Raw genomic sequence first — 20,714 nt, forward strand, 5'->3', positions numbered from 1 at the left:
TAGGAGATGGTGTTAGACAAGACTATCAACAAGCTAAATACTATTATGAATTAAGTGCAAAACAAGGAAATAGCGAGGCCCAATGGCGCTTAGGAACTCTATATGCTTTAGGAAATGGTGTTAGACAAGACTTTCAACAAGCTAAATACTATTATGAATTAAGTGCAAAACAAGGAAATAGCGATGCTCAATTGAACTTAGGACTTCTATATGAACATGGAGTTGGTGTTAGACAAGACTATCAACAAGCTAAATACTATTATGAATTAAGTGCAAAACAAGGAAATAGCTATGCCAAAGAAGCTTTAAAACGTATAGAACGTAACTATTACCAACCAAAAAGAAGAGGATTTATAAATTAATAATATTGGATTTCAAATGGTTACCAATTATAGGTAACCATTTTTGATCATTTCAAATTACCCTTTCCGCCAAGTGGTACCATTTGCCCCATCTTCAATCACAACACCCATCTCATTTAGCTTGTTGCGTGCAGCATCTGCAGTAGCCCAATCTTTATTCGCTCGTGCTTGATTACGTTGTTGAATTAACGCTTCGATAATCGCTGTTTCGTCATCATCTAAGCCAGCTTGTAAGAAAGTTTCTGGATCTTGGTATAGCAAACCTAATACGCCAGCTAATTCACGCATTCTCGCAGCAAAGGCATTGGCTTGCGGATCATTTTCCGCTTTTAATTTATTTAATTCGCGTGCCATATCGAATAGCACAGACAATGCACCTGGAGTATTAAAATCATCATCCATTGCAGTTTTAAAAGCATCAATAAATGCTTCACCACCTGCAGGCGTAGCATTTTCATCTGTACCACGCAAGGCAGTATATAAACGCTCTAATGCCGAATGCGCTAATTTGAGGTTTTCTTCACTATAATTCAGTTGACTACGATAATGTGCCGTTAATAGGAAATAACGCACACTCTCTGCATCATAGTGCTGTAATACATCACGAATGGTAAAGAAATTGCCTAACGATTTCGACATTTTCTCTTTATCAACCATAATCATTCCTGAATGCAGCCAGTAATTAACGTATTCACCACCATGCGCACAGCAAGATTGGGCGATTTCATTTTCGTGATGTGGGAACATTAAATCTGAACCACCACCGTGAATATCAAAATGCTCGCCTAATTGCTTACAATTCATTGCCGAACATTCAATATGCCAACCTGGACGCCCTGCTCCCCACGGCGATTCCCAACTTGGTTCATTCGCTTTCGACATTTTCCACAAGACAAAATCCATTGGGCTTTTCTTAATTTCATTAATCTCAACCCTTGCTCCCGCCTGTAATTGGCTCAGATCTTGACGAGATAATTTGCCATAATCTGCAAACGAATTGACATCAAACATCACATCACCATTCTCAGCAATATAAGCATGGCCGTTATTAATCAGCTTTTGTACTAATGCAATAATTTCAGCAATATGGTGGGTTGCACGAGGCTCAAAATCAGGACGTAAAATATTTAATGCATCAAAATCTTGATACATCTCTTGCACCATCCGATCGACTAATTGTTCACAAGTTTCGTGATTTTCTAAAGCACGTTTAATAATTTTATCGTCAACATCAGTAATATTACGCACATAGGTTAATTGGTAACCTAAATAACGTAGATAACGTGCAATCACATCAAAACTCACAAAGGTTCTACCATGACCAATATGACAAAGATCATAAACAGTTACACCACAAACATACATTCCGACTTGGTTTGGGTGAATTGGGGTAAAAATTTCTTTCTCTCGTTTTAATGTATTGAAAACCTTTAACATATTACTGACCTTTTACAAATAATGAACGTTTGTCATTCGATTTCACAAAAATAGACCACTTTTGCATTTTGTGGAATAATAACGCCGTTTTTACAACGCTATTTAAGGAAAGAGCTAATGATAATACTACATACTAATTTTGGCGATATTAAAATCGCATTAAATTTTGAAAAAGCCCCAATTACAGCAGAAAACTTTTTAAATTACTGCAAAGAAGGCTTCTATAACAATACTATTTTCCATCGTGTTATTGACGGCTTTATGATCCAAGGTGGCGGTATGGAAGTTGGTATGAAAGAAAAAGCAACTAAAGCCCCAATTCGTAATGAAGCCAATAATCGTTTAAGCAATAAACGTGGCACAATTTCTATGGCTCGCACTTCAGATCCACATTCAGCTTCTGCACAATTTTTTATTAATGTGGCAGACAACACATTCTTAGATTATCGTGCGAAAGAGATGTTTGGTCGTGAAGTGGTACAAGAATGGGGTTATGCCGTATTTGGTGAAGTGGTTGAAGGTATGGACGTTGTTGATAAAATTCGTGGTGTAAAAACAACTCGTAAAGGATATCACGATGATGTTCCTGTCGATGATGTCATTATTCAATCTGTTACTGTAGAAGCGTAATCTGTTAATCACGCTTGCCCCAAAAATAAACCCACTTTTACCATTAAAATCAACACGATAAAAGTGGGTTTTTAATACTACACAAAAAAATTAAACGTTCTCAATTTGTCCAATTAATGAACGTAAACGCTCTTGCCAGCGTTGTTGTTCTTCTTTTAATTGTGCATTTTCTGCATTAAGTTGAGATTTTTCTGCTTGAAGAGCTTGATTTGCTTGTTCTGCATTTGCTTTTTGCTCTTTTAACTCTTCAATTTCAAGTTGAAGAAGTTGGATAGTTTCTACCGCTTGTTTAATTTTTGCTTCAAGTTGATCTAAAATTTCTAAAGACATTGTTATTCTTCCTCATTAGTTGTCCAATACATCAGGATGGGTAACATTCTATCCTAGATAAGATTCCATTTCATCTAAATTAAAAAATTCTTCAATAAATTAGTTAAGCAATCGTTTGCCAAATGCTAGAATTAAGCGTTTTTTGGTCATCCATTAGGGTAAGGAAATATTATGAAACGAGCATTAGCTATTGAATTTTCTCGAGTTACCGAAGCTGCCGCTTTAGCAGGATTCTCTTGGTTAGGGCGTGGCGATAAAAATGCTGCAGATGCTGCTGCTGTCAAAGCAATGCGTACCATGCTAAATCAAATTGAAATGAATGGTGAAATTGTTATTGGTGAAGGTGAAATTGATGAAGCACCAATGTTATATATCGGAGAAAAATTAGGTAAAGGCACTACTGAAGAACCTATTGCGATTGCCGTTGATCCTATCGAAGGAACGCGTATGGTTGCAATGGGGCAAGCTAATGCAATTGCAGTACTCGCCGCTGGCGGCCCAAATACATTTTTACGGGCACCAGATATGTATATGGAAAAACTTGTAGTTGGTCCTGAAGTAAAAGGGATGGTGGATCTCAATTTACCATTGGAGCAAAATCTACGTCGCGTTGCCTCTAAAATGGGGAAACTATTATCACAGCTCACCGTAGTTACTCTAGATAAACCTCGTCATAAAAATGTCATCTATAAAATGCAACAACTGGGCGTGAAAGTATTAGCAATTCCAGATGGTGATGTTGCAGCAGCTTTACTTTGTTGTTTACCTGATACAGGCGTTGATATGATGTACTGCATTGGTGGTGCTCCAGAGGGTGTTGTCGCCGCAGCAGGTATTCGTGCCTTAGGTGGAGAAATGCAAGCCCGCTTACTTACGAGAGAAGTGGTAAAAGGCGATAGTGAGGAAAATCGTAAATTTGCTGAAAGCGAACGCCGTCGCTGCCAAGAAATGGGGGTCGAAATCAATCAAGTTTTATCGCTCGATCAACTTGTTCGTGATGATAATCTTGTGTTCTCTGCAACTGGTATTACACATGGTGATTTACTTAAAGGTGTTCATCGTAAAGGCGATATTGCCACCACTGAAACCTTATTGATCCGTGGACGTTCTCGTACCATTCGTCGTATCCAATCATTCCATTATCTAGATCGTAAAGATCCTGAAATTTATCGTTTAATTAATCAATAACAGATAAAAAAATACCGAATCAGATGATTCGGTATTTTTAATTCTAAGTGATAACGTATTATTCAGCTTCGCTCATATTTAACATTTCAGCTAAATTTGCCACTGCCTCTTCAGCACTTACCACAGACTCTTCTACGGCAGCCACATTATTCATTGCAGCATGACGTTTTTTCGCTCTGCTTTGGTGATAAGCAAAACCTGTACCTGCAGGAATCAAGCGACCAACGATGACATTTTCTTTCAAGCCACGTAACTCATCACGTTTACCTGCTACTGCTGCTTCAGTAAGTACACGAGTAGTTTCTTGGAATGACGCTGCTGAAATAAATGATTCTGTCGCTAATGATGCTTTAGTAATACCTAGTAATTCACGTTCAAATTCAACTAATGGCTTACCTTCCGCAGCACGTTTGCGATTCACTACTTTCACACGAGCCACTTCTACTTGTTCACCTTCAAGGAACTCTGAATCGTATGCATTAGTAATGATACATTTACGCAACATCTGACGTACAATCACTTCAATATGTTTATCGTTGATTTTTACCCCTTGTAAGCGGTAAACATCTTGTACTTCATTTACGATATACTCTGTTACTGCACGCACACCACGTAAGCGAAGAATATCATGTGGTGATTCTGGACCATCAGAAATAATATCGCCACGTTGTACCATTTCACCCTCAAATACGTTAAGTTGACGCCATTTAGGAATCATCTCTTCGTATGCTTCGCCTTCGCTTGGCGTAATCACTAGACGACGTTTACCTTTTGTTTCTTTACCGAATGAAACGATACCAGAAACTTCTGCTAAGATCGCAGGTTCTTTTGGTTTACGTGCTTCAAATAAGTCTGCAACTCGTGGTAAACCACCAGTAATATCTTTAGTACCTGAAGATTCTTGTGGAATACGAGCTAATGAATCCCCGATATTTACTTCAGCATTATCATCTAACGTTACGATTGCTTTACCTGGTAAGAAGTATTGTGCTGGAACTTCTGTACCTGGAATTAAGATGTCATTACCATTCGCATCAACAAGTTTTAATGCTGGACGAAGATCTTTACCTGCCGTTGCACGTTCACCGACATCTTGTACCACGATTGATGAAAGACCTGTTAATTCATCGGTTTGACGAGTTACAGTTAAGCCATCAATAATATCGACAAATTTCACAAAACCTTTTGCTTCAGAAACAACTGGCATTGTGTGTGGATCCCAGTTAGCCACAGTTTCACCCGCAGTAACTTCATCACCATTTGCTTTATTTAAGATAGAACCATAAGGTAATTTATAGTGCTCTTTCGTACGACCAAAGGTATCGATCACAGTTAATTCTGTATTACGTGATGTAATAACTAGTTTACCTTCTTGGTTAGTAACAAATTTCGCATTAGTTAAACGAATAGTACCTGTATTCTTAACTTGTACACTTGATTCTTTCGCTGCTGCAGATGCTGCACCACCGATGTGGAATGTACGCATGGTTAACTGTGTACCTGGCTCACCGATAGATTGTGCCGCAATAACCCCGATTGCTTCACCTTGGTTAATTAAGTGGCCACGAGCGAGGTCACGTCCATAACATTTCGCACACACCCCGAAATCAGTATCACAAGTTACCACTGAACGTACTTTGATGCTATCTACTGAGTGCTTATCAATAACTTCACACCATTTTTCATCTAATAATGTATTACGTGGAATTAATACTTCTTCTGTACCTGGTGCAAATACATCTTCTGCTGTTACACGACCTAATACTAACTCTCTCAAGCTAACTTTTTCATCACCACCTTCAATCAATGGGGTCATGACAATGCCTTCGTGAGTACCACAGTCATCCTCTACAACTACTAAGTCTTGTGCCACATCTACTAAACGACGAGTCAAATAACCTGAGTTTGCTGTTTTCAATGCTGTATCTGCCAAACCTTTACGTGCACCGTGGGTTGAAATAAAGTATTGAAGAACGTTCAAACCTTCACGGAAGTTAGCAGTGATTGGTGTTTCAATGATCGAACCATCTGGACGAGCCATCAAACCACGCATACCCGCAAGCTGACGAATCTGAGCAGCAGAACCACGAGCTCCTGAATCAGCCATCATAAAGATACTGTTAAATGAACTTTGTTTTTCTAACTCACCATTTCTATTCACAACTTCTTCAGTAGAAAGGTTTTCCATCATCGCTTTAGCAACACGCTCATTTGCTGCTGCCCAAATATCGATAACTTTGTTATAACGTTCGCCTGCTGTTACTAAACCTGAGTTAAATTGTTCTTGAATCTCTGCAACTTCTTCTTCCGCAGAAGCAATAATTTCATATTTCTTCTCTGGAATCACCATATCATCAATACCAACTGATGATCCTGAACGAGCAGCATATGCAAATCCTGTGTACATAATTTGGTCTGCAAAAATAACACTGTCTTTCATTCCTAGACGGCGATAACTTTCATTGATAAGTTTAGAAATTGCTTTTTTACCTAATGTTTGGTTGAACAAGCTAAATGGCATACCTTTTGGCGCAATCATCCATAAAATTGCACGGCCGATAGTGGTATCGGTTAAGGTTGTTTTTGCTTCAAATTCACCATTAGCATTTTTCTCATATTCAGTAATACGCACTTTCACACGAGAATGTAATTCTGCTTGACCTGTACGATACGCTTTTTCAGCTTCACGTGGATCTTGCAATAACATTCCTTCGCCTTTACCGTTTACTTTTTCACGGGTCATATAGTAAAGACCTAACACCACGTCTTGTGATGGAACGATAATCGGATCACCGTTTGCTGGTGAGAGAATGTTATTAGTTGACATCATTAATGCACGTGCTTCTAACTGTGCTTCTAATGTCAATGGTACGTGAACCGCCATTTGGTCACCATCGAAGTCCGCGTTGAATGCCGCACAAACGAGTGGATGTAACTGAATAGCTTTACCTTCAATCAAAATCGGTTCAAATGCTTGAATACCTAGACGGTGCAATGTTGGTGCACGGTTAAGCAGAATTGGATGTTCACGAATAACTTCTGCCAAGATATCCCACACAATCGCATCTTCACGTTCAACCATTTTCTTCGCTGCTTTAATGGTTGAAGCAAGACCACGACTTTCTAATTTTGAATAGATAAATGGACGGAATAATTCCAATGCCATTTTCTTTGGTAAACCACATTGATGTAAGCGTAAGTAAGGTCCTACAGTAATTACTGAACGACCAGAATAGTCAACACGTTTACCTAATAAGTTTTGACGGAAACGACCTTGTTTACCTTTGATCATATCCGCTAATGATTTTAATGGACGTTTATTTGAACCAGTAATTGCACGACCACGACGACCATTATCCAATAACGCATCCACAGATTCTTGTAACATACGTTTTTCATTACGCACGATAATATCTGGTGCGATTAAATCTAAAAGACGTTTTAAACGGTTGTTACGGTTAATCACACGACGATAAAGGTCGTTAAGATCTGAGGTTGCAAAACGACCTCCATCAAGTGGTACTAATGGACGTAAATCTGGTGGTAAAACTGGTAATACAGTCAATACCATCCATTCTGGTTTGTTTCCAGATTGAATAAATGCTTCGAGTAATTTTAAGCGTTTAGTGATTTTTTTACGTTTTGTTTCTGAGTTAGTTTCTTGTAATTCTTCACGTAAAGTTTCACATTGATGCTCAAGATCCATATCACGAAGTAAGGCCTGAATAGCTTCTGCCCCCATCTTCGCTTCAAACTCATCACCCCAGCGTTCTTCTGCCTCTAAGAACTGTTCTTCGGTCAATAATTGACCTTTTTCTAAATCAGTCATACCTGCTTCAATCACAATGTATGATTCGAAATAAAGAACTCGTTCAATATCACGCAATGGCATATCTAACAATAAACCGATACGAGATGGTAGTGATTTTAAGAACCAAATATGTGCAACAGGAGAGGCTAATTCAATATGCCCCATACGTTCACGACGAACCTTAGCTTGAGTAACTTCAACACCGCATTTTTCACAAATAACACCACGATGTTTTAAACGTTTATATTTACCGCATAAACATTCGTAATCTTTGACTGGTCCAAAAATTCTTGCACAGAATAGACCATCACGCTCAGGTTTGAATGTACGATAATTGATCGTTTCTGGTTTCTTCACTTCACCGTAAGACCATGAACGAATCATGTCTGGCGAAGCTAGACCAATTTTAATCACATCAAAATCTTCTCTTGATTTAGATTGTGTTTTTAAAAACTTAACTAAGTCTTTCACAGATTTGCTCCCATCGGAGTTAAACTTGATGCAAGTGTAGTACTCCTACACTTGCGCTAATCTTATTGGCTGAATTATTCAGCTTCCTCATCACCCAAATCAATGTTAATACCCAAAGAACGAATTTCTTTAAGTAATACATTAAATGACTCAGGCATACTTGGATCCATCTCATGCGTACCATCAACGATGTTTTTATACATCTTCGTACGACCATTGACGTCATCTGATTTCACAGTCAACATCTCTTGTAAGGTATATGCTGCACCGTATGCTTCTAGTGCCCATACTTCCATCTCACCAAAACGTTGACCACCAAATTGAGCTTTACCACCAAGCGGTTGTTGGGTAACAAGACTATAAGAACCTGTTGAACGGGCGTGCATCTTGTCATCAACTAAGTGGTTAAGTTTCAACATGTACATATAACCAACGGTTACTGGACGCTCAAATTTTTCCCCAGTACGACCATCATAAAGGGTAATTTGTCCTGATGTTGGCAAGCCTGCTAATTCAAGCAAACCTTTGATTTCTTTTTCTTCTGCACCATCGAATACTGGTGTAGCAAGTGGTAAACCTTTACGCAAGTTTTGTGCTAAACGCATCACTTCTTCATCAGTAAAAGTACTGAGATCCACTTTCTGACAAGCATCTCCTAAGTCATACGCTTTTTGGATATATTCACGTAACTTAGCAACTTCTTGTTTCTCTTTAATCATACGATTAATTTGATCACCAATACCTTTTGCTGCAAAGCCTAAGTGCGTTTCAAGGATCTGACCAATGTTCATACGTGATGGTACCCCTAGTGGGTTTAACACGATATCAACTGGTTGACCGTTTTCATCGTAAGGCATATCTTCTACTGGATTAATCTTCGAGATAACCCCTTTGTTACCATGGCGCCCCGCCATTTTATCCCCAGGTTGAATCTGACGTTTCACTGCAAGATAAACTTTAACAACTTTTAATACACCTGGTGCAAGATCATCGCCTTGAATAATCTTATTACGTTTAATTTCTAACTTACGATCAAATTCTTTACGCAATTCATCTAACTGTTCAGAAAGTTGCTCTAATTGAGCTTGTTTTTCTTCATCAGCGAGAGATTGCTCAAGCCATTTCATACGATCTAATTTTTCAAGTTTCTCTTCAGTAAAGCCATTTGCTAACAAGAGAGAACGAACTCGAGTGAATAAGCCTGCTTCAAGAATATCTAATTCCGCAGTTAAATCTTTTTTCGCTTGTTTTAACTGCATTTCTTCGATTTCTAAAGCACGTTTATCTTTCTCAACACCATCACGGGTAAAGACTTGAACATCAATAACAGTACCTGAAACACTGTTTGGTACACGTAAAGAAGAATCTTTCACATCAGAGGCTTTTTCACCAAAGATCGCACGCAATAATTTCTCTTCTGGCGTTAATTGTGTTTCGCCTTTTGGTGTTACTTTACCTACAAGGATATCGCCACCCTTAACTTCTGCACCGATATAAACGATACCTGACTCATCAAGCTTACTTAATGCAGCTTCACCCACGTTTGGAATATCTGCTGTAATTTCTTCTGAACCTAACTTAGTATCACGGGCAATACAAGATAACTCTTGAATATGAATAGTAGTGAAACGATCCTCTTGAACAACACGTTCAGACACTAACATCGAGTCTTCGAAGTTATATCCATTCCATGGCATAAATGCCACACGCATATTTTGACCTAACGCTAATTCACCTAAGTCAGTTGATGGACCATCCGCTAATACTTCACCACGACCGATTGGCTCTCCTAAAGAAACACAAGGCACTTGGTTAATACAAGTATTTTGGTTAGAACGGGTATATTTGGTTAAATTGTAAATATCAATACCAGCTTCACCTGGAATAGTTTCATCTTCATTCACTTTCACTACAATACGTGAAGCATCAATATATTGAACATAACCACCACGTTTCGCAACAACCGTTACCCCTGAGTCAACCGCTACGGCTTTCTCAATACCTGTTCCTACTAATGGTTTATCTGCACGCAATGTTGGTACGGCTTGACGTTGCATGTTTGCTCCCATCAATGCACGGTTCGCATCATCGTGCTCTAAGAATGGGATTAATGCTGCCGCAACAGAAACCACTTGTTGAGTAGAAATATCCATATAGTGAATATCTTCTGGACGATATAGACCAGATTCACCATGCTCACCACGTGCGGTAACGAAAGTATCTGTGAAACGGAAATTCTCATCTAAGTTTGAGTTCGCCTGAGCGATAACATAGTTACCTTCTTCAATCGCTGATAAATATTCGATTTCTTCAGTAACTTGACCGTTTACCACTTTACGATATGGTGTTTCTAAGAAACCATAATCATTAGTACGCGCATAAACAGAAAGTGAGTTAATCAAACCGATATTTGGACCTTCAGGTGTTTCGATTGGACATACACGACCATAGTGCGTTGCATGAACGTCACGCACTTCGAAACCAGCACGCTCACGAGTTAAACCACCTGGACCTAAAGCAGAAATACGACGTTTGTGAGTTACTTCTGATAACGGGTTATTTTGATCCATAAATTGGGATAATTGTGATGAACCAAAGAACTCTTTTACTGCTGCTGAAATTGGTTTTGCATTAATTAGATCTTGTGGTGTGACTGAATCAAGATCACCCAAAGATAAACGCTCTTTTACTGCTCTTTCAACACGAACTAAACCAATACGGAATTGGTTTTCTGCCATTTCCCCCACTGAACGAATACGACGGTTACCTAAATGGTCAATATCATCAACTTCACCACGACCATTACGGATATCAATCAATTTCTTCATTACTAAGATGATATCTTCTTTACTAAGGATGCCGTTACCTTCACCTTCAGGAATATCTAATGAGCGATTAAACTTCATGCGACCTACAGCAGAAAGATCATAACGATCTGCTGAGAAGAATAAATTATCAAATAAACCTTCTGCAGCTTCTTTTGTTGGTGGTTCACCTGGGCGCATCATGCGATAAATTTCAACTAATGCACTAAGACGATCATAAGACGGATCAACACGTAAAGTTTCTGAAATATATGGTCCGTGATCGAGATCATTAGTAAATAATGTTTCAATAGTCGTGTAACCTGCTTGACTTAAGTTGGCTAACATTTCCAAACTTAATTCCGCATTAGCTGGACAAATGACTTCGCCAGTTTCTAAATTCACATAATCTTTTGCGGCAACTTTTCCTACAATATATTCAGCAGGAACAACAACTTGTGAAATATTATCTTTTTCTAATTGACGAATATGACGAGCAGTAATACGACGTCCACGCTCAACATAAACTTTGCCATTAGCCTCAATATCGAAAGTCGCAGTTTCACCACGTAATCTTTCAGGGACTAATGTCATTAATAATTGATTATCTTTAATTTCAAATACAATTTTATTGAAGAAAAGGTTTAAAATTTCTTCTGTAGTGTAGCCTAAAGCACGTAAAATAATGGTTGCTGGTAATTTACGACGACGGTCGATACGCGCGAAAAGATTATCTTTTGGATCAAATTCAAAATCTAACCAAGAACCACGATAAGGAATAATACGCGCATTGTATAAAATCTTACCTGAAGAATGCGTTTTACCTTTATCACTATCAAAGAACACGCCTGGACTACGATGTAATTGAGAAACAATTACACGTTCAGTTCCATTGATCACAAAAGTACCATTATCGGTCATTAATGGGATTTCGCCCATATATACATCTTGTTCTTTTATATCTTTAACTGTGCCTGGCGCAGCATCTTTATCATAGCTAACAAGACGAAGTTTAACGCGTAATGGCGCTGCATAAGTTGTGCCTCTGATTTGGCATTCTCTTACATCAAATACAGGCTCACCTAACTTATAATCCACATATTGCAACTCAGTATTGCCATTATTGCTCACAATAGGAAATACTGAACGGAATGCAGCTTCTAAACCTTGCTGACCTTCAGGATCTTTCTGGATAAACTTCTCAAAAGAGTCTAATTGGATAGTTAATAAATAAGGAATATTTAAAACTTGCGGACGTTTGCCGAAGTCTTTACGAATACGTTTTTTTTCGGTATAGGAGTAAACCATAGGTTCCTCTGCTTGCTGTTCAGACCCACAATCCACACACTCTCGCTGTATTATACAAGGTGGCAGTGTAAAATTGATACCGTTAGGATTGTTTTACTAATTAAAACAATAATTTAAATTTAGTCGTTAATTGACTTCATTTGTTTAAAAACTGTGAGTGTTAAACGGTAATTTCTCTCAGTTTCTGAAAGGCACAAAATGGCTGATGATAAAATCACCAGCCATTTTTGCTAAAAATCAAATAATATCAATTATTTAATTTCAACTTGTGCACCAGCTTCTTCTAACTCTTTCTTAAGAGCTTCAGCTTCTGCTTTAGCAATACCTTCTTTTAAGGTTGCTGGAGCTGATTCAACTAAGTCTTTAGCTTCTTTTAAGCCTAAACCAGTTGCACCGCGAACTGCTTTGATTACTGCAACTTTGTTTGCACCAGCTGCTGCTAAGATTACATCAAATTCAGTTTTTTCTTCAGCTGCTGCTGCTTCACCGCCAGCTGCTACTGCTACTGCAGCTGCTGCTGCAGAAACACCAAATTTTTCTTCCATTGCAGAAATAAGTTCTACAATTTCCATTACTGATTTTTCAGCAATTGCTTCAATGATTTGTTCGTTAGTTAATGACATAACAATCGTTTCCTAAAGTAAGTAAAATTTTTAAACCAATAAACTACTAATATTAAGCAGCTTCTTTTTGATCGCGAATCGCCGCAATAGTACGTACAAGTTTTCCAGCCGCAGCTTCTTTCATTGTACCCATTAAACGTGCAATTGCTTCTTCGTATGTTGGTAGAGTTGCTAAACGATCGATAGCTTTTGCTTCGATGAACTCACCTTCAAAGGCTGCGCCTTTAATTTCGAACTTATCGTTTGTTTTAGCAAATTCTTTGAACAAACGTGCTGCAGCACCTGGATGTTCGTTAGAGAATGCGATAAGTGTCGGACCTTTAAACGTATCTTTCATGCATTCAAATGCGGTACCTTCAACGGCACGACGTAATAAAGTATTACGTACAACACGCATATACACGCCAGCTTCACGAGCTGATTTACGTAATTCAGTCATTTTGTCTACTGTTACACCACGAGAATCCGCAGCAACAGCAGATAACGCACCCTTGGCAACTTCGCTTACTTCAGCAACAACTGCTTGTTTATCTTGAAGATTTAATGCCATTGGCTTTTAGCTCCTGAAATACATTTATCTAGTTTCCTAGACATAAAAAACCCAATCTGACAACTTAACAGATGGGGACGAATTTCGGTGCCAGAAGCAGAAATATTCTTATCTGTACACCATCTACGCAGGATAATTAAGAAATTTCTTTCCCCTGCGGTCTTGGATGAGGCTTGAATAGGTCAAGCACCAACCAGAATTTTTTGATTAAAAAAATCAAGGTTGTAGATTATAGAGATAACCTACAACATTGTAAAGCTGATTATAAACTGCTTTGATCAACTTCAACACCAGCGCCCATAGTAGTAGAAATGCTTACTTTCTTGATATAAACGCCTTTTGCTGTAGTTGGTTTTGCTTTAGTTAATGCAGCTAATAAAGCTTGTAAGTTTTCTTTGATTTGATCTGCTTCAAAGCTCACTTTACCGATAGTGGTATGGATAATACCATTCTTATCGTTACGGTAACGAACCTGACCAGATTTTGCATTCTTCACTGCTTCAGCTACGTTTGGTGTTACAGTTCCCACTTTAGGGTTTGGCATTAAACCACGTGGACCAAGGATTTGACCTAATTGACCAACAACGCGCATTGCATCTGGAGAAGCAATAACAACATCAAAGTTCATTTCGCCTTTTTTCACTTGCTCTGCAAGATCTTCCATACCAACTAAATCAGCACCAGCTGCTTTAGCCGCTTCTGCATTTGCACCTTGTGTAAATACAGCAACGCGTACAGTACGACCTGTTCCGTGTGGTAATACAGTTGCACCACGAACGTTTTGGTCTGATTTACGAGCATCAATACCTAAGTTTACAGCAACATCAACGCTTTCAACGAATTTTGCAGTTGCTAACTCTTTTAATAAAGCAACTGCTTCATTGATTTCATATGCTTTAGTTGAATCTACTTTGGCTCTAATTGCTTTCATGCGTTTGGTTAGTTTTGCCATTGATTAGTCCTCCACTACCAAGCCCATTGAACGTGCAGTACCTTCAATAGATTTCATCTTAGTTTCAATTGTTGCACCAGTCATATCAGCCGCTTTAAGTTCTGCAATTTCGCGGACTTGTTGACGAGTTACTTTACCCACTTTATCTTTGTTTGGTTTACCTGAACCAGACTTAATACCAGCTGCTTTCTTCAATAATACTGCTGCTGGAGGAGTTTTAGTAATGAAAGTAAAAGAACGGTCTGCATATACAGTAATTACAACTGGAATTGGTAAACCTTTTTCTAAGCTCTCAGTACGAGCGTTAAATGCTTTACAGAATTCCATGATGTTAACACCTTGTTGACCCAATGCTGGACCAACTGGTGGACTTGGGTTTGCCATACCAGCTGCAACTTGCAACTTAACGTAGGCCTGAACTTTTTTTGCCATAGTTTATTTCCTCGTTTTGGGTAGTGACGCCTTTCGGCTCCCCGTTGTTAAAAACACTATTGAATCTTAGTGTTATACACAAAAATACGAGCAAGGATGACTTGCTCGTAAAATAGGTTGCGAATTATACTTTATCTATGAATATATTGACAAGTAAATTTATGCTTAATTCTCTATCATATCTACTAATTAATATATTCATCTAAATAACAATAGCTTGAAATGAAAGCTCAAAAGTATTCGCATTTAACTGTTGCTAGCTCTTTTCCGTTTTTAGAAACAGTTACGCCACCTTCTAATTTATGTTCTTCTGTCATACGGTCAACAGCTTTATACACTACATAAGAATAATCACCATTTTGTAAATTATATTCTTCCCAGTATGTTGCACCAACACCATTCCATTTCTGTGAACGTTGTTCAACTTCTGCAACCGTATTACTAAAGTACAGTTCTGGTTTTCCTGGTTTACCAAAACTATATTCATAGTGACCATTACTTTCCACAATAGCAATTTGTTTCGCATTTTTAGTAAAACAAGCAAAGATAATTGAATCAGCAGCCATTACAGAATGCGATAACATTCCGCCAATTAAACAAACATATATCAATTTCCTCATGACATGTTTTCCTATCATAAAATCTGCTTGTAAAAGCTATAAAAAAGGTGAGTTTTACTCACCTTTTTTTTCACACGTTAATATTATTTTAAATATTAAATTGTTTTTTCTACCTGACTAAATTCAAGTTCAACTGGTGTTGCACGTCCGAAAATAGACACAGATACTTTTAAGCGGCTCTTTTCATAATCCACTTCTTCTACTGTACCATTAAAGTCTGCAAAAGGACCTTCTTTAACACGAACTTCCTCACCTGGTTGGAACATAGTTTTTGGTCTTGGCTTATCACTATTTTGTTCTAAGCGATTTAAGATCATTTCAGCTTCACGATTAGAAATTGGTGCTGGATGATCTGGAGTACCTCCAATAAAACCCATTACACGTGGTACGCTACGAACTAAATGCCAAGTATCATCATTCATTACCATTTGTACTAATACATAGCCTGGGAAAAATTTTCTTTCGCTTTTTCTACGTTTTCCACCAACGTTTTCCACTACTTCTTCAGTAGGTACTAACACTTCACCAAATTGATCTTCCATATGATGTAATTTGATGTATTCACGTAACACTGTTGCAACACGTGATTCAAATCCTGAAAAAGCTTGTAATACATACCAACGTTTTTGCGTTGTATTCTCACTCATAATTAGAACCTCAAGTTGGTAATAAAGTTAATTAAAGATACGATTAAAGAATCTAGGCCCCATAAAATTAATGAAACCACCACAGTTACACCCATCACAATCAATGTTGTTTGAGTTGCTTCTTGGCGAGTAGGCCAAATAATTTTTCTTAACTCAATACGAGATTCTTTTAAGAATGTTCTAGCAGTTTTACCTTGGAATGTAAATGCGGCTGCAACTAACGCTAATAACAATAATACAACCATTGCAGGAACACGAATAGCCGCTGCAAATTGATCTTTAAAATAAATATTACCAATGGCTGCGACTAAGACTAAAATCACTGCAACAATCCACAGGAATATGCTGTCTAGTTTTTTAAATCTATTATCCTCTCCTGAGGATGTTTTTTGTTTCTCAATTTCTGAACTCATTATGAACCTACATAAAACCTAATAAATAAAACTTATAGGGAGATTTTTAAGCCCGCAATTCTAGCACTTTATTGTTAGATTTCATACAAAAATTATCTGAGCAAATAAATTTTGCTAAAAAAGGAAATAATCTTGCTACTCTTCGCCTTAAATTACAGGCTTACTACGATAGAAAAGTAATCCTGGGGAGGCTAAACCAAAAACAATCGCTGCTAAAATAAAACCTGTCTTAATAAAAAACTCTAATGCTTGTGCTAATAACGCTTCGCTGTAACCATAATGTGCAATTTGCACAATCGCAATCATCGCTTTATAAGCATAAACACCTGGAATCATAGGAATAATCGCTGCTACCGTAAAAACTTTAGGATGTGCTAAAAAACGTTGAGATAAATATACACCAATAAATCCTATTAATGCTGCTGCAAAAAATGTACCAAACACCAATGGAACATGACAATAACTTACTAGAATAGTCCGAAAACAATGCCCCAATGCTCCCAGTGAGGCACAATATTTGAGTGCTTTTGTTGGAACATTAAAAATCAGTGCAAACCCAACTGCTGGAATTGCAGTAAAAAAGAGGTCATTCAATAATGTTAATACAACATTCATTATTAACTCCAAGCATTAATATGTAATACCGCTAAGGCAAACACGATACCGATACAAGCCCCGAAAGTTAACACTGTTGCTATTGCCCAACGCCCTAATCCCATATTCACATACCCTTTTAGTACGTCTGAAAGTGAATTAATTAATGGGAAACCAGGAACAAGCAATAGTACACTAGAAGCTAACGCAATTTCTGGCTCATTGCCCCAACTATGTAACAGTGCTTGACCAGAGATACATGACGCTACGAAAGCAGTTACTGCAAAATTAATCAAAGGATTATAGTGTCGTTTTCCTAACTCTTGACGGACAAACATCCCTAATCCAGAAGCAAAGAATGTAATCAAAGAAATAATAACATCACCACCAGCCAACCTAGCAAAACTAGCACAAGACAATCCCACCATTAATACCACAAACCAGCGATTATATTTCAATGGTTTTACTTCATTTAGTTTTTTTCTAACTTGATAAATGCCATAAATTTTATGTTCTGCTGCAATGGCAATCCGTTGTACTTGTGTTACAACCGCCATATTAATCCCACTATCATAGTTACGTCTTGTAGTGGTAATACAATGGTCATTGTATCGTGTCGTTAATACAATCGCATTTGGGGTGAGCGCAGCTTCGACACTTTCTACACCAAGTGCCTTTCCTAATCGACAAGCTACCTGATCAACTAAAGTACTTTCTGCACCATGTTGTAACATCAATAACGCCGCTGTAGCACATAAACGCGTTATCTCTTGCTGATCTTCATGTGATAATTCAGACATACTTTTTATCCTATAAATTTGAAGTGAGCATTATAAAAGAAAGCATTTCATCCCACTATGAATATAGATCAAATATTATCCGTAAAAAGAGTGTACCATGCGGCAAATAAGGATTAAAATTAACCACTATTGGTAGTCTTGATTTTTAACTACTAACTCACAATTCAATGATTGCACTTTAGCTAATTTTACTTTTTATCCATATAAATCTAAGTAATTACAATAAGATAGAGTCATTAACGCTAAATCTCTGCAACAACAAGTATTCATTTTATTATTTTTTATTGATATGCCAGTTAGATACTTATCAGTCACTCTATTTTGGCAATCAATCACTATTTTATTAAGGGAAAATTTAGACAATATGTTATCTCGAAAAGCTGCCCGTCGTATTGAATATTCACGGGTTATTACTATGGCTTTTGCAGCCTTTGTGTTTAATACTACCGAATATATTCCAGTAGCATTACTTACTGATATAGCAACTAGTTTTGCCATGCCTGTTGCACAAGTTGGCTTAATGATCACAGTTTATGCCTGGATTGTCGCAATAATGTCCTTACCTTGTATGTTAATGACCTCTCAATATGAACGTCGTAACTTATTGATTAAATTATTTCTTTTATTTATTGCAAGTCATATTCTTTCGGCTATTGCATGGAATTACTGGATACTACTACTCTCTCGGATTGGCATTGCATTAACTCACTCTGTATTCTGGTCTATCACTGCCTCACTCACAATGCGGATTGCACCGAAAGATAAGAAAGTACAAGCATTAGGCTTACTCGCTATGGGGTCGGCACTTGCTATGGTATTAGGCCTACCACTTGGTAGGATCATTGGACAATGGTTAGATTGGCGAACAACTTTTGCCTTAATTGGTATTGTTGCTGCAATTATTCTCTTTTTTATTATACGCTTACTTCCTTATTTACCGAGCAAAAATGCTGGCTCACTTAAAAGTTTGCCAATCTTGCTTCGGCGTCCAATGTTAGTGGGTATTTATCTATTTACAGCATTAATTATCTCTGCACATTTTACTGCTTATAGTTATATTGAACCGTTCCTCATTCAAATTAGCCAAGTATCAGCAACTGCCGCAACCGCAGGATTATTAGTCTTTGGCCTAGCAGGTATCATTGCAAGTATCCTATTCAATTTATTTTATCGTTTGATGCCAATTAATTTCCTTGCAATAACCATGACAATATTGATTTTCTCCCTATTATTCCTTTCTCATCTTGGTCATAGTGTCATCGCTATATTTATTCTAATTTTTATTTGGGGAATTGGTATTTCAGCTTTAGGGTTAGGCATGCAAATGCGAGTATTACAACTGGCACCTGATGCAACAGATTTAGCCTCATCAATTTATTCAAGTATTTACAATATTGGTATTGGCGGCGGTGCTTTAATTGGCAATCAAGTTATGCACTATTTCGGTCTAAATCAAATCGGTTATATCGGTGCGTTATTAGGCTTATTCGCCAGCTTATTATTTATTTTTATTCATTTAAAATTTAGGCATACACGAATAACGTTATCCACTAGCTAAGCTAGAAAAATTTAGCGATTATCTTCGTTTTTTCAATGTTTAGTGTTACCTTAAACGCTTTCAATTTCGTCATAAGAATTACTATGAAAACTATCGTTTTAAAATTTGGAACAAGCGTCTTAACGCAAGGGTCATCAAAACTGAATCGCCCACATATGTTGGAAATTGTGCGTCAATGTGCCGCACTGCATCAACAAGGCTATCGAATTATTATTGTGACTTCTGGTGCGGTTGCTGCTGGTCGTCATTATTTAAATTATCCTCAACTCCCCGCGACTATTGCGTCTAAGCAGTTACTGGCTGCTGTTGGGCAAAGCCAATTAATTCAAACGTGGGAACAACTTTTTCAAATTTATGATATTAAAATTGGGCAAATTTTATTAACCCGTGCCGACTTTGAAGATCGCGAGCGTTTTTTAAATGCTCGTGATACCTTGATGGCATTACTTGATAATCAAATTATTCCTGTCATTAATGAAAATGATGCGGTTGCTACCGCAGAAATTAAGGTCGGAGATAACGATAATTTATCTGCTCTGACAGCTATTTTAGCCCATGCTGATCAACTCTATTTGCTTACTGATCAACAAGGTCTATACGATTGTGATCCAAGAAATAATCCTGATGCCAAACTGATTTCTGTAGTCGATAAAATTACTGATCACACGCGTGCGATTGCAGGTGGGAGTGTTTCTGGCTTAGGTACTGGCGGAATGTCCACCAAAATTACCGCTGCTGATATTGCTACTCGCTCTGGAATTGAAACGATTATCGCGGCTGGGGGTAGAAAAAATGTGATTGCCGAACTCGCAAATGGTGCCATGATTGGTACAAAATTTACTGTACCTGATCATGCAATCGATAGTCGGAAACAATGGTTATTTGCCGCCCCTATTGCAGGCAAAATTACAGTTGATTCAGGTGCAGAAAATGCGTTAATCGTACAACATAAATCATTACTACCAGCTGGAATGAAAGAAATTGAAGGTACATTCTCTCGTGGCGAAGTGGTATTACTCCAAAATATGAATGGCAAACCTCTCGCTCGCGGTATGGTACGGTATAACAGCGATGCCTTACAACGCATTCAAGGACAACAGTCCCAGAAAATTAACGATATCCTCGGATATGAATATGGTTCTGTTGCGATTCATTGTGATGATCTCGTTTTATTATAGGAACAC

At 37.8% G+C, this 20,714-nt stretch carries 18 protein-coding genes; 5 read left to right on the plus strand and 13 right to left on the minus strand.

All coding sequences use genetic code 11. The features are described from left to right. The coding region (locus ACFFHT_RS04365; RefSeq protein WP_382373818.1) for a tetratricopeptide repeat protein at positions 1-362 on the plus strand (362 nt) is incomplete at its 5' end. Between the two features lie 57 nt (positions 363-419). Here ACFFHT_RS04365 and cysS read toward each other — a convergent pair. Beyond that, positions 420-1,799, minus strand: a complete 1,380-nt coding sequence (gene cysS, locus ACFFHT_RS04370; RefSeq protein WP_382373820.1) for a cysteine--tRNA ligase — start codon at positions 1,797-1,799, stop codon at positions 420-422. A gap of 117 nt (positions 1,800-1,916) precedes the next feature. Between cysS and ACFFHT_RS04375 the strand changes: the two genes are divergently transcribed. Beyond that, positions 1,917-2,429 (plus strand): peptidylprolyl isomerase, encoded by a 513-nt coding sequence (locus tag ACFFHT_RS04375; RefSeq protein ID WP_382371825.1) that lies wholly within the window; start codon positions 1,917-1,919, stop codon positions 2,427-2,429. Positions 2,430-2,519: 90 nt separating this feature from the next. Here ACFFHT_RS04375 and zapB read toward each other — a convergent pair whose 3' ends face one another. After that, on the minus strand, positions 2,520-2,759 hold the full coding sequence (gene zapB / locus ACFFHT_RS04380; protein ID WP_065235139.1) for a cell division protein ZapB: 240 nt from the start codon (positions 2,757-2,759) through the stop codon (positions 2,520-2,522). A gap of 171 nt (positions 2,760-2,930) precedes the next feature. Here zapB and glpX point away from each other — a divergent pair, with 171 nt between their 5' ends. Beyond that, positions 2,931-3,947 (plus strand): class II fructose-bisphosphatase, encoded by a 1,017-nt coding sequence (glpX, locus tag ACFFHT_RS04385; RefSeq protein WP_382373822.1) that lies wholly within the window; start codon positions 2,931-2,933, stop codon positions 3,945-3,947. 58 nt (positions 3,948-4,005) lie between these two features. Here glpX and rpoC read toward each other — a convergent pair whose 3' ends face one another. The 11 genes from rpoC to ACFFHT_RS04440 form a co-directional block, all read right to left on the minus strand. Then, entirely contained in the window at positions 4,006-8,229 is a 4,224-nt protein-coding gene (rpoC, locus tag ACFFHT_RS04390; RefSeq protein WP_382373824.1) for a DNA-directed RNA polymerase subunit beta', read from the minus strand. Positions 8,230-8,303: 74 nt separating this feature from the next. Further along, complete coding sequence (gene rpoB / locus ACFFHT_RS04395; protein ID WP_382373927.1) at positions 8,304-12,341, minus strand: DNA-directed RNA polymerase subunit beta; 4,038 nt, start codon at positions 12,339-12,341, stop codon at positions 8,304-8,306. A gap of 251 nt (positions 12,342-12,592) precedes the next feature. Then, the gene (gene rplL / locus ACFFHT_RS04400) at positions 12,593-12,964 is read right to left on the minus strand and encodes a 50S ribosomal protein L7/L12 (protein WP_382373825.1); all 372 of its coding nucleotides are present in this window, start codon (positions 12,962-12,964) and stop codon (positions 12,593-12,595) included. A gap of 52 nt (positions 12,965-13,016) precedes the next feature. After that, entirely contained in the window at positions 13,017-13,514 is a 498-nt protein-coding gene (rplJ, locus tag ACFFHT_RS04405; RefSeq protein WP_382371817.1) for a 50S ribosomal protein L10, read from the minus strand. Positions 13,515-13,776: 262 nt separating this feature from the next. Beyond that, entirely contained in the window at positions 13,777-14,466 is a 690-nt protein-coding gene (rplA, locus tag ACFFHT_RS04410; protein WP_382373827.1) for a 50S ribosomal protein L1, read from the minus strand. Between the two features lie 3 nt (positions 14,467-14,469). Beyond that, a complete protein-coding gene (rplK, locus tag ACFFHT_RS04415) occupies positions 14,470-14,898 on the minus strand; it encodes a 50S ribosomal protein L11 (RefSeq protein WP_039133696.1) in 429 nt (142 codons plus the stop codon). A 230-nt stretch (positions 14,899-15,128) separates the two neighbouring features. Next, positions 15,129-15,518, minus strand: a complete 390-nt coding sequence (locus ACFFHT_RS04420) for a hypothetical protein (RefSeq protein ID WP_382373829.1) — start codon at positions 15,516-15,518, stop codon at positions 15,129-15,131. A 95-nt stretch (positions 15,519-15,613) separates the two neighbouring features. After that, complete coding sequence (gene nusG / locus ACFFHT_RS04425; RefSeq protein WP_382373831.1) at positions 15,614-16,165, minus strand: transcription termination/antitermination protein NusG; 552 nt, start codon at positions 16,163-16,165, stop codon at positions 15,614-15,616. Between the two features lie 2 nt (positions 16,166-16,167). Further along, positions 16,168-16,578 (minus strand): preprotein translocase subunit SecE, encoded by a 411-nt coding sequence (gene secE / locus ACFFHT_RS04430; RefSeq protein WP_382373833.1) that lies wholly within the window; start codon positions 16,576-16,578, stop codon positions 16,168-16,170. 147 nt (positions 16,579-16,725) lie between these two features. After that, positions 16,726-17,193 carry a threonine/serine exporter family protein gene (locus tag ACFFHT_RS04435; RefSeq protein WP_382373835.1) on the minus strand — a complete coding sequence of 156 codons (468 nt, stop codon included), beginning with the start codon at positions 17,191-17,193 and terminating at the stop codon, positions 16,726-16,728. Between the two features lie 2 nt (positions 17,194-17,195). After that, the gene (locus ACFFHT_RS04440; RefSeq protein WP_382373837.1) at positions 17,196-17,972 is read right to left on the minus strand and encodes a threonine/serine exporter family protein; all 777 of its coding nucleotides are present in this window, start codon (positions 17,970-17,972) and stop codon (positions 17,196-17,198) included. A 364-nt stretch (positions 17,973-18,336) separates the two neighbouring features. On the opposite strand from ACFFHT_RS04440, the gene ACFFHT_RS04445 reads away from it, so the two are divergent. Both ACFFHT_RS04445 and proB read left to right on the plus strand, forming a co-directional pair. Next, positions 18,337-19,530: a sugar transporter gene (locus ACFFHT_RS04445; protein WP_382373839.1), complete on the plus strand. Its 1,194-nt coding sequence runs from the start codon at positions 18,337-18,339 to the stop codon at positions 19,528-19,530. Positions 19,531-19,613: 83 nt separating this feature from the next. Then, positions 19,614-20,708 carry a glutamate 5-kinase gene (gene proB, locus ACFFHT_RS04450; RefSeq protein WP_382373841.1) on the plus strand — a complete coding sequence of 365 codons (1,095 nt, stop codon included), beginning with the start codon at positions 19,614-19,616 and terminating at the stop codon, positions 20,706-20,708. The last annotated feature ends 6 nt before the right edge of the window (positions 20,709-20,714 follow it).

It is taken from the genome of Gallibacterium melopsittaci (assembly GCF_042433085.1).
Taxonomy (GTDB): Bacteria; Pseudomonadota; Gammaproteobacteria; order Enterobacterales; family Pasteurellaceae; genus Gallibacterium; species Gallibacterium melopsittaci.

What these genes read in the sequence shown, in the direction of transcription:
- glpX (WP_382373822.1), top strand. Translation starts at nt 2,931, where the DNA reads ATGAAACGAGCATTAGCTATTGAATTTTCTCGAGTTACCGAAGCTGCC.
- rplA (WP_382373827.1), bottom strand. Translation starts at nt 14,466, where the DNA reads ATGGCAAAACTAACCAAACGCATGAAAGCAATTAGAGCCAAAGTAGAT.
- ACFFHT_RS04440 (WP_382373837.1), bottom strand. Translation starts at nt 17,972, where the DNA reads ATGTCTGAATTATCACATGAAGATCAGCAAGAGATAACGCGTTTATGT.
- ACFFHT_RS04420 (WP_382373829.1), bottom strand. Translation starts at nt 15,518, where the DNA reads ATGAGGAAATTGATATATGTTTGTTTAATTGGCGGAATGTTATCGCAT.
- ACFFHT_RS04445 (WP_382373839.1), top strand. Translation starts at nt 18,337, where the DNA reads ATGTTATCTCGAAAAGCTGCCCGTCGTATTGAATATTCACGGGTTATT.
- rplJ (WP_382371817.1), bottom strand. Translation starts at nt 13,514, where the DNA reads ATGGCATTAAATCTTCAAGATAAACAAGCAGTTGTTGCTGAAGTAAGC.
- rpoB (WP_382373927.1), bottom strand. Translation starts at nt 12,341, where the DNA reads ATGGTTTACTCCTATACCGAAAAAAAACGTATTCGTAAAGACTTCGGC.
- rplK (WP_039133696.1), bottom strand. Translation starts at nt 14,898, where the DNA reads ATGGCAAAAAAAGTTCAGGCCTACGTTAAGTTGCAAGTTGCAGCTGGT.
- rplL (WP_382373825.1), bottom strand. Translation starts at nt 12,964, where the DNA reads ATGTCATTAACTAACGAACAAATCATTGAAGCAATTGCTGAAAAATCA.
- proB (WP_382373841.1), top strand. Translation starts at nt 19,614, where the DNA reads ATGAAAACTATCGTTTTAAAATTTGGAACAAGCGTCTTAACGCAAGGG.
- ACFFHT_RS04375 (WP_382371825.1), top strand. Translation starts at nt 1,917, where the DNA reads ATGATAATACTACATACTAATTTTGGCGATATTAAAATCGCATTAAAT.
- cysS (WP_382373820.1), bottom strand. Translation starts at nt 1,799, where the DNA reads ATGTTAAAGGTTTTCAATACATTAAAACGAGAGAAAGAAATTTTTACC.
- secE (WP_382373833.1), bottom strand. Translation starts at nt 16,578, where the DNA reads ATGAGTTCAGAAATTGAGAAACAAAAAACATCCTCAGGAGAGGATAAT.
- zapB (WP_065235139.1), bottom strand. Translation starts at nt 2,759, where the DNA reads ATGTCTTTAGAAATTTTAGATCAACTTGAAGCAAAAATTAAACAAGCG.
- nusG (WP_382373831.1), bottom strand. Translation starts at nt 16,165, where the DNA reads ATGAGTGAGAATACAACGCAAAAACGTTGGTATGTATTACAAGCTTTT.
- ACFFHT_RS04435 (WP_382373835.1), bottom strand. Translation starts at nt 17,193, where the DNA reads ATGAATGTTGTATTAACATTATTGAATGACCTCTTTTTTACTGCAATT.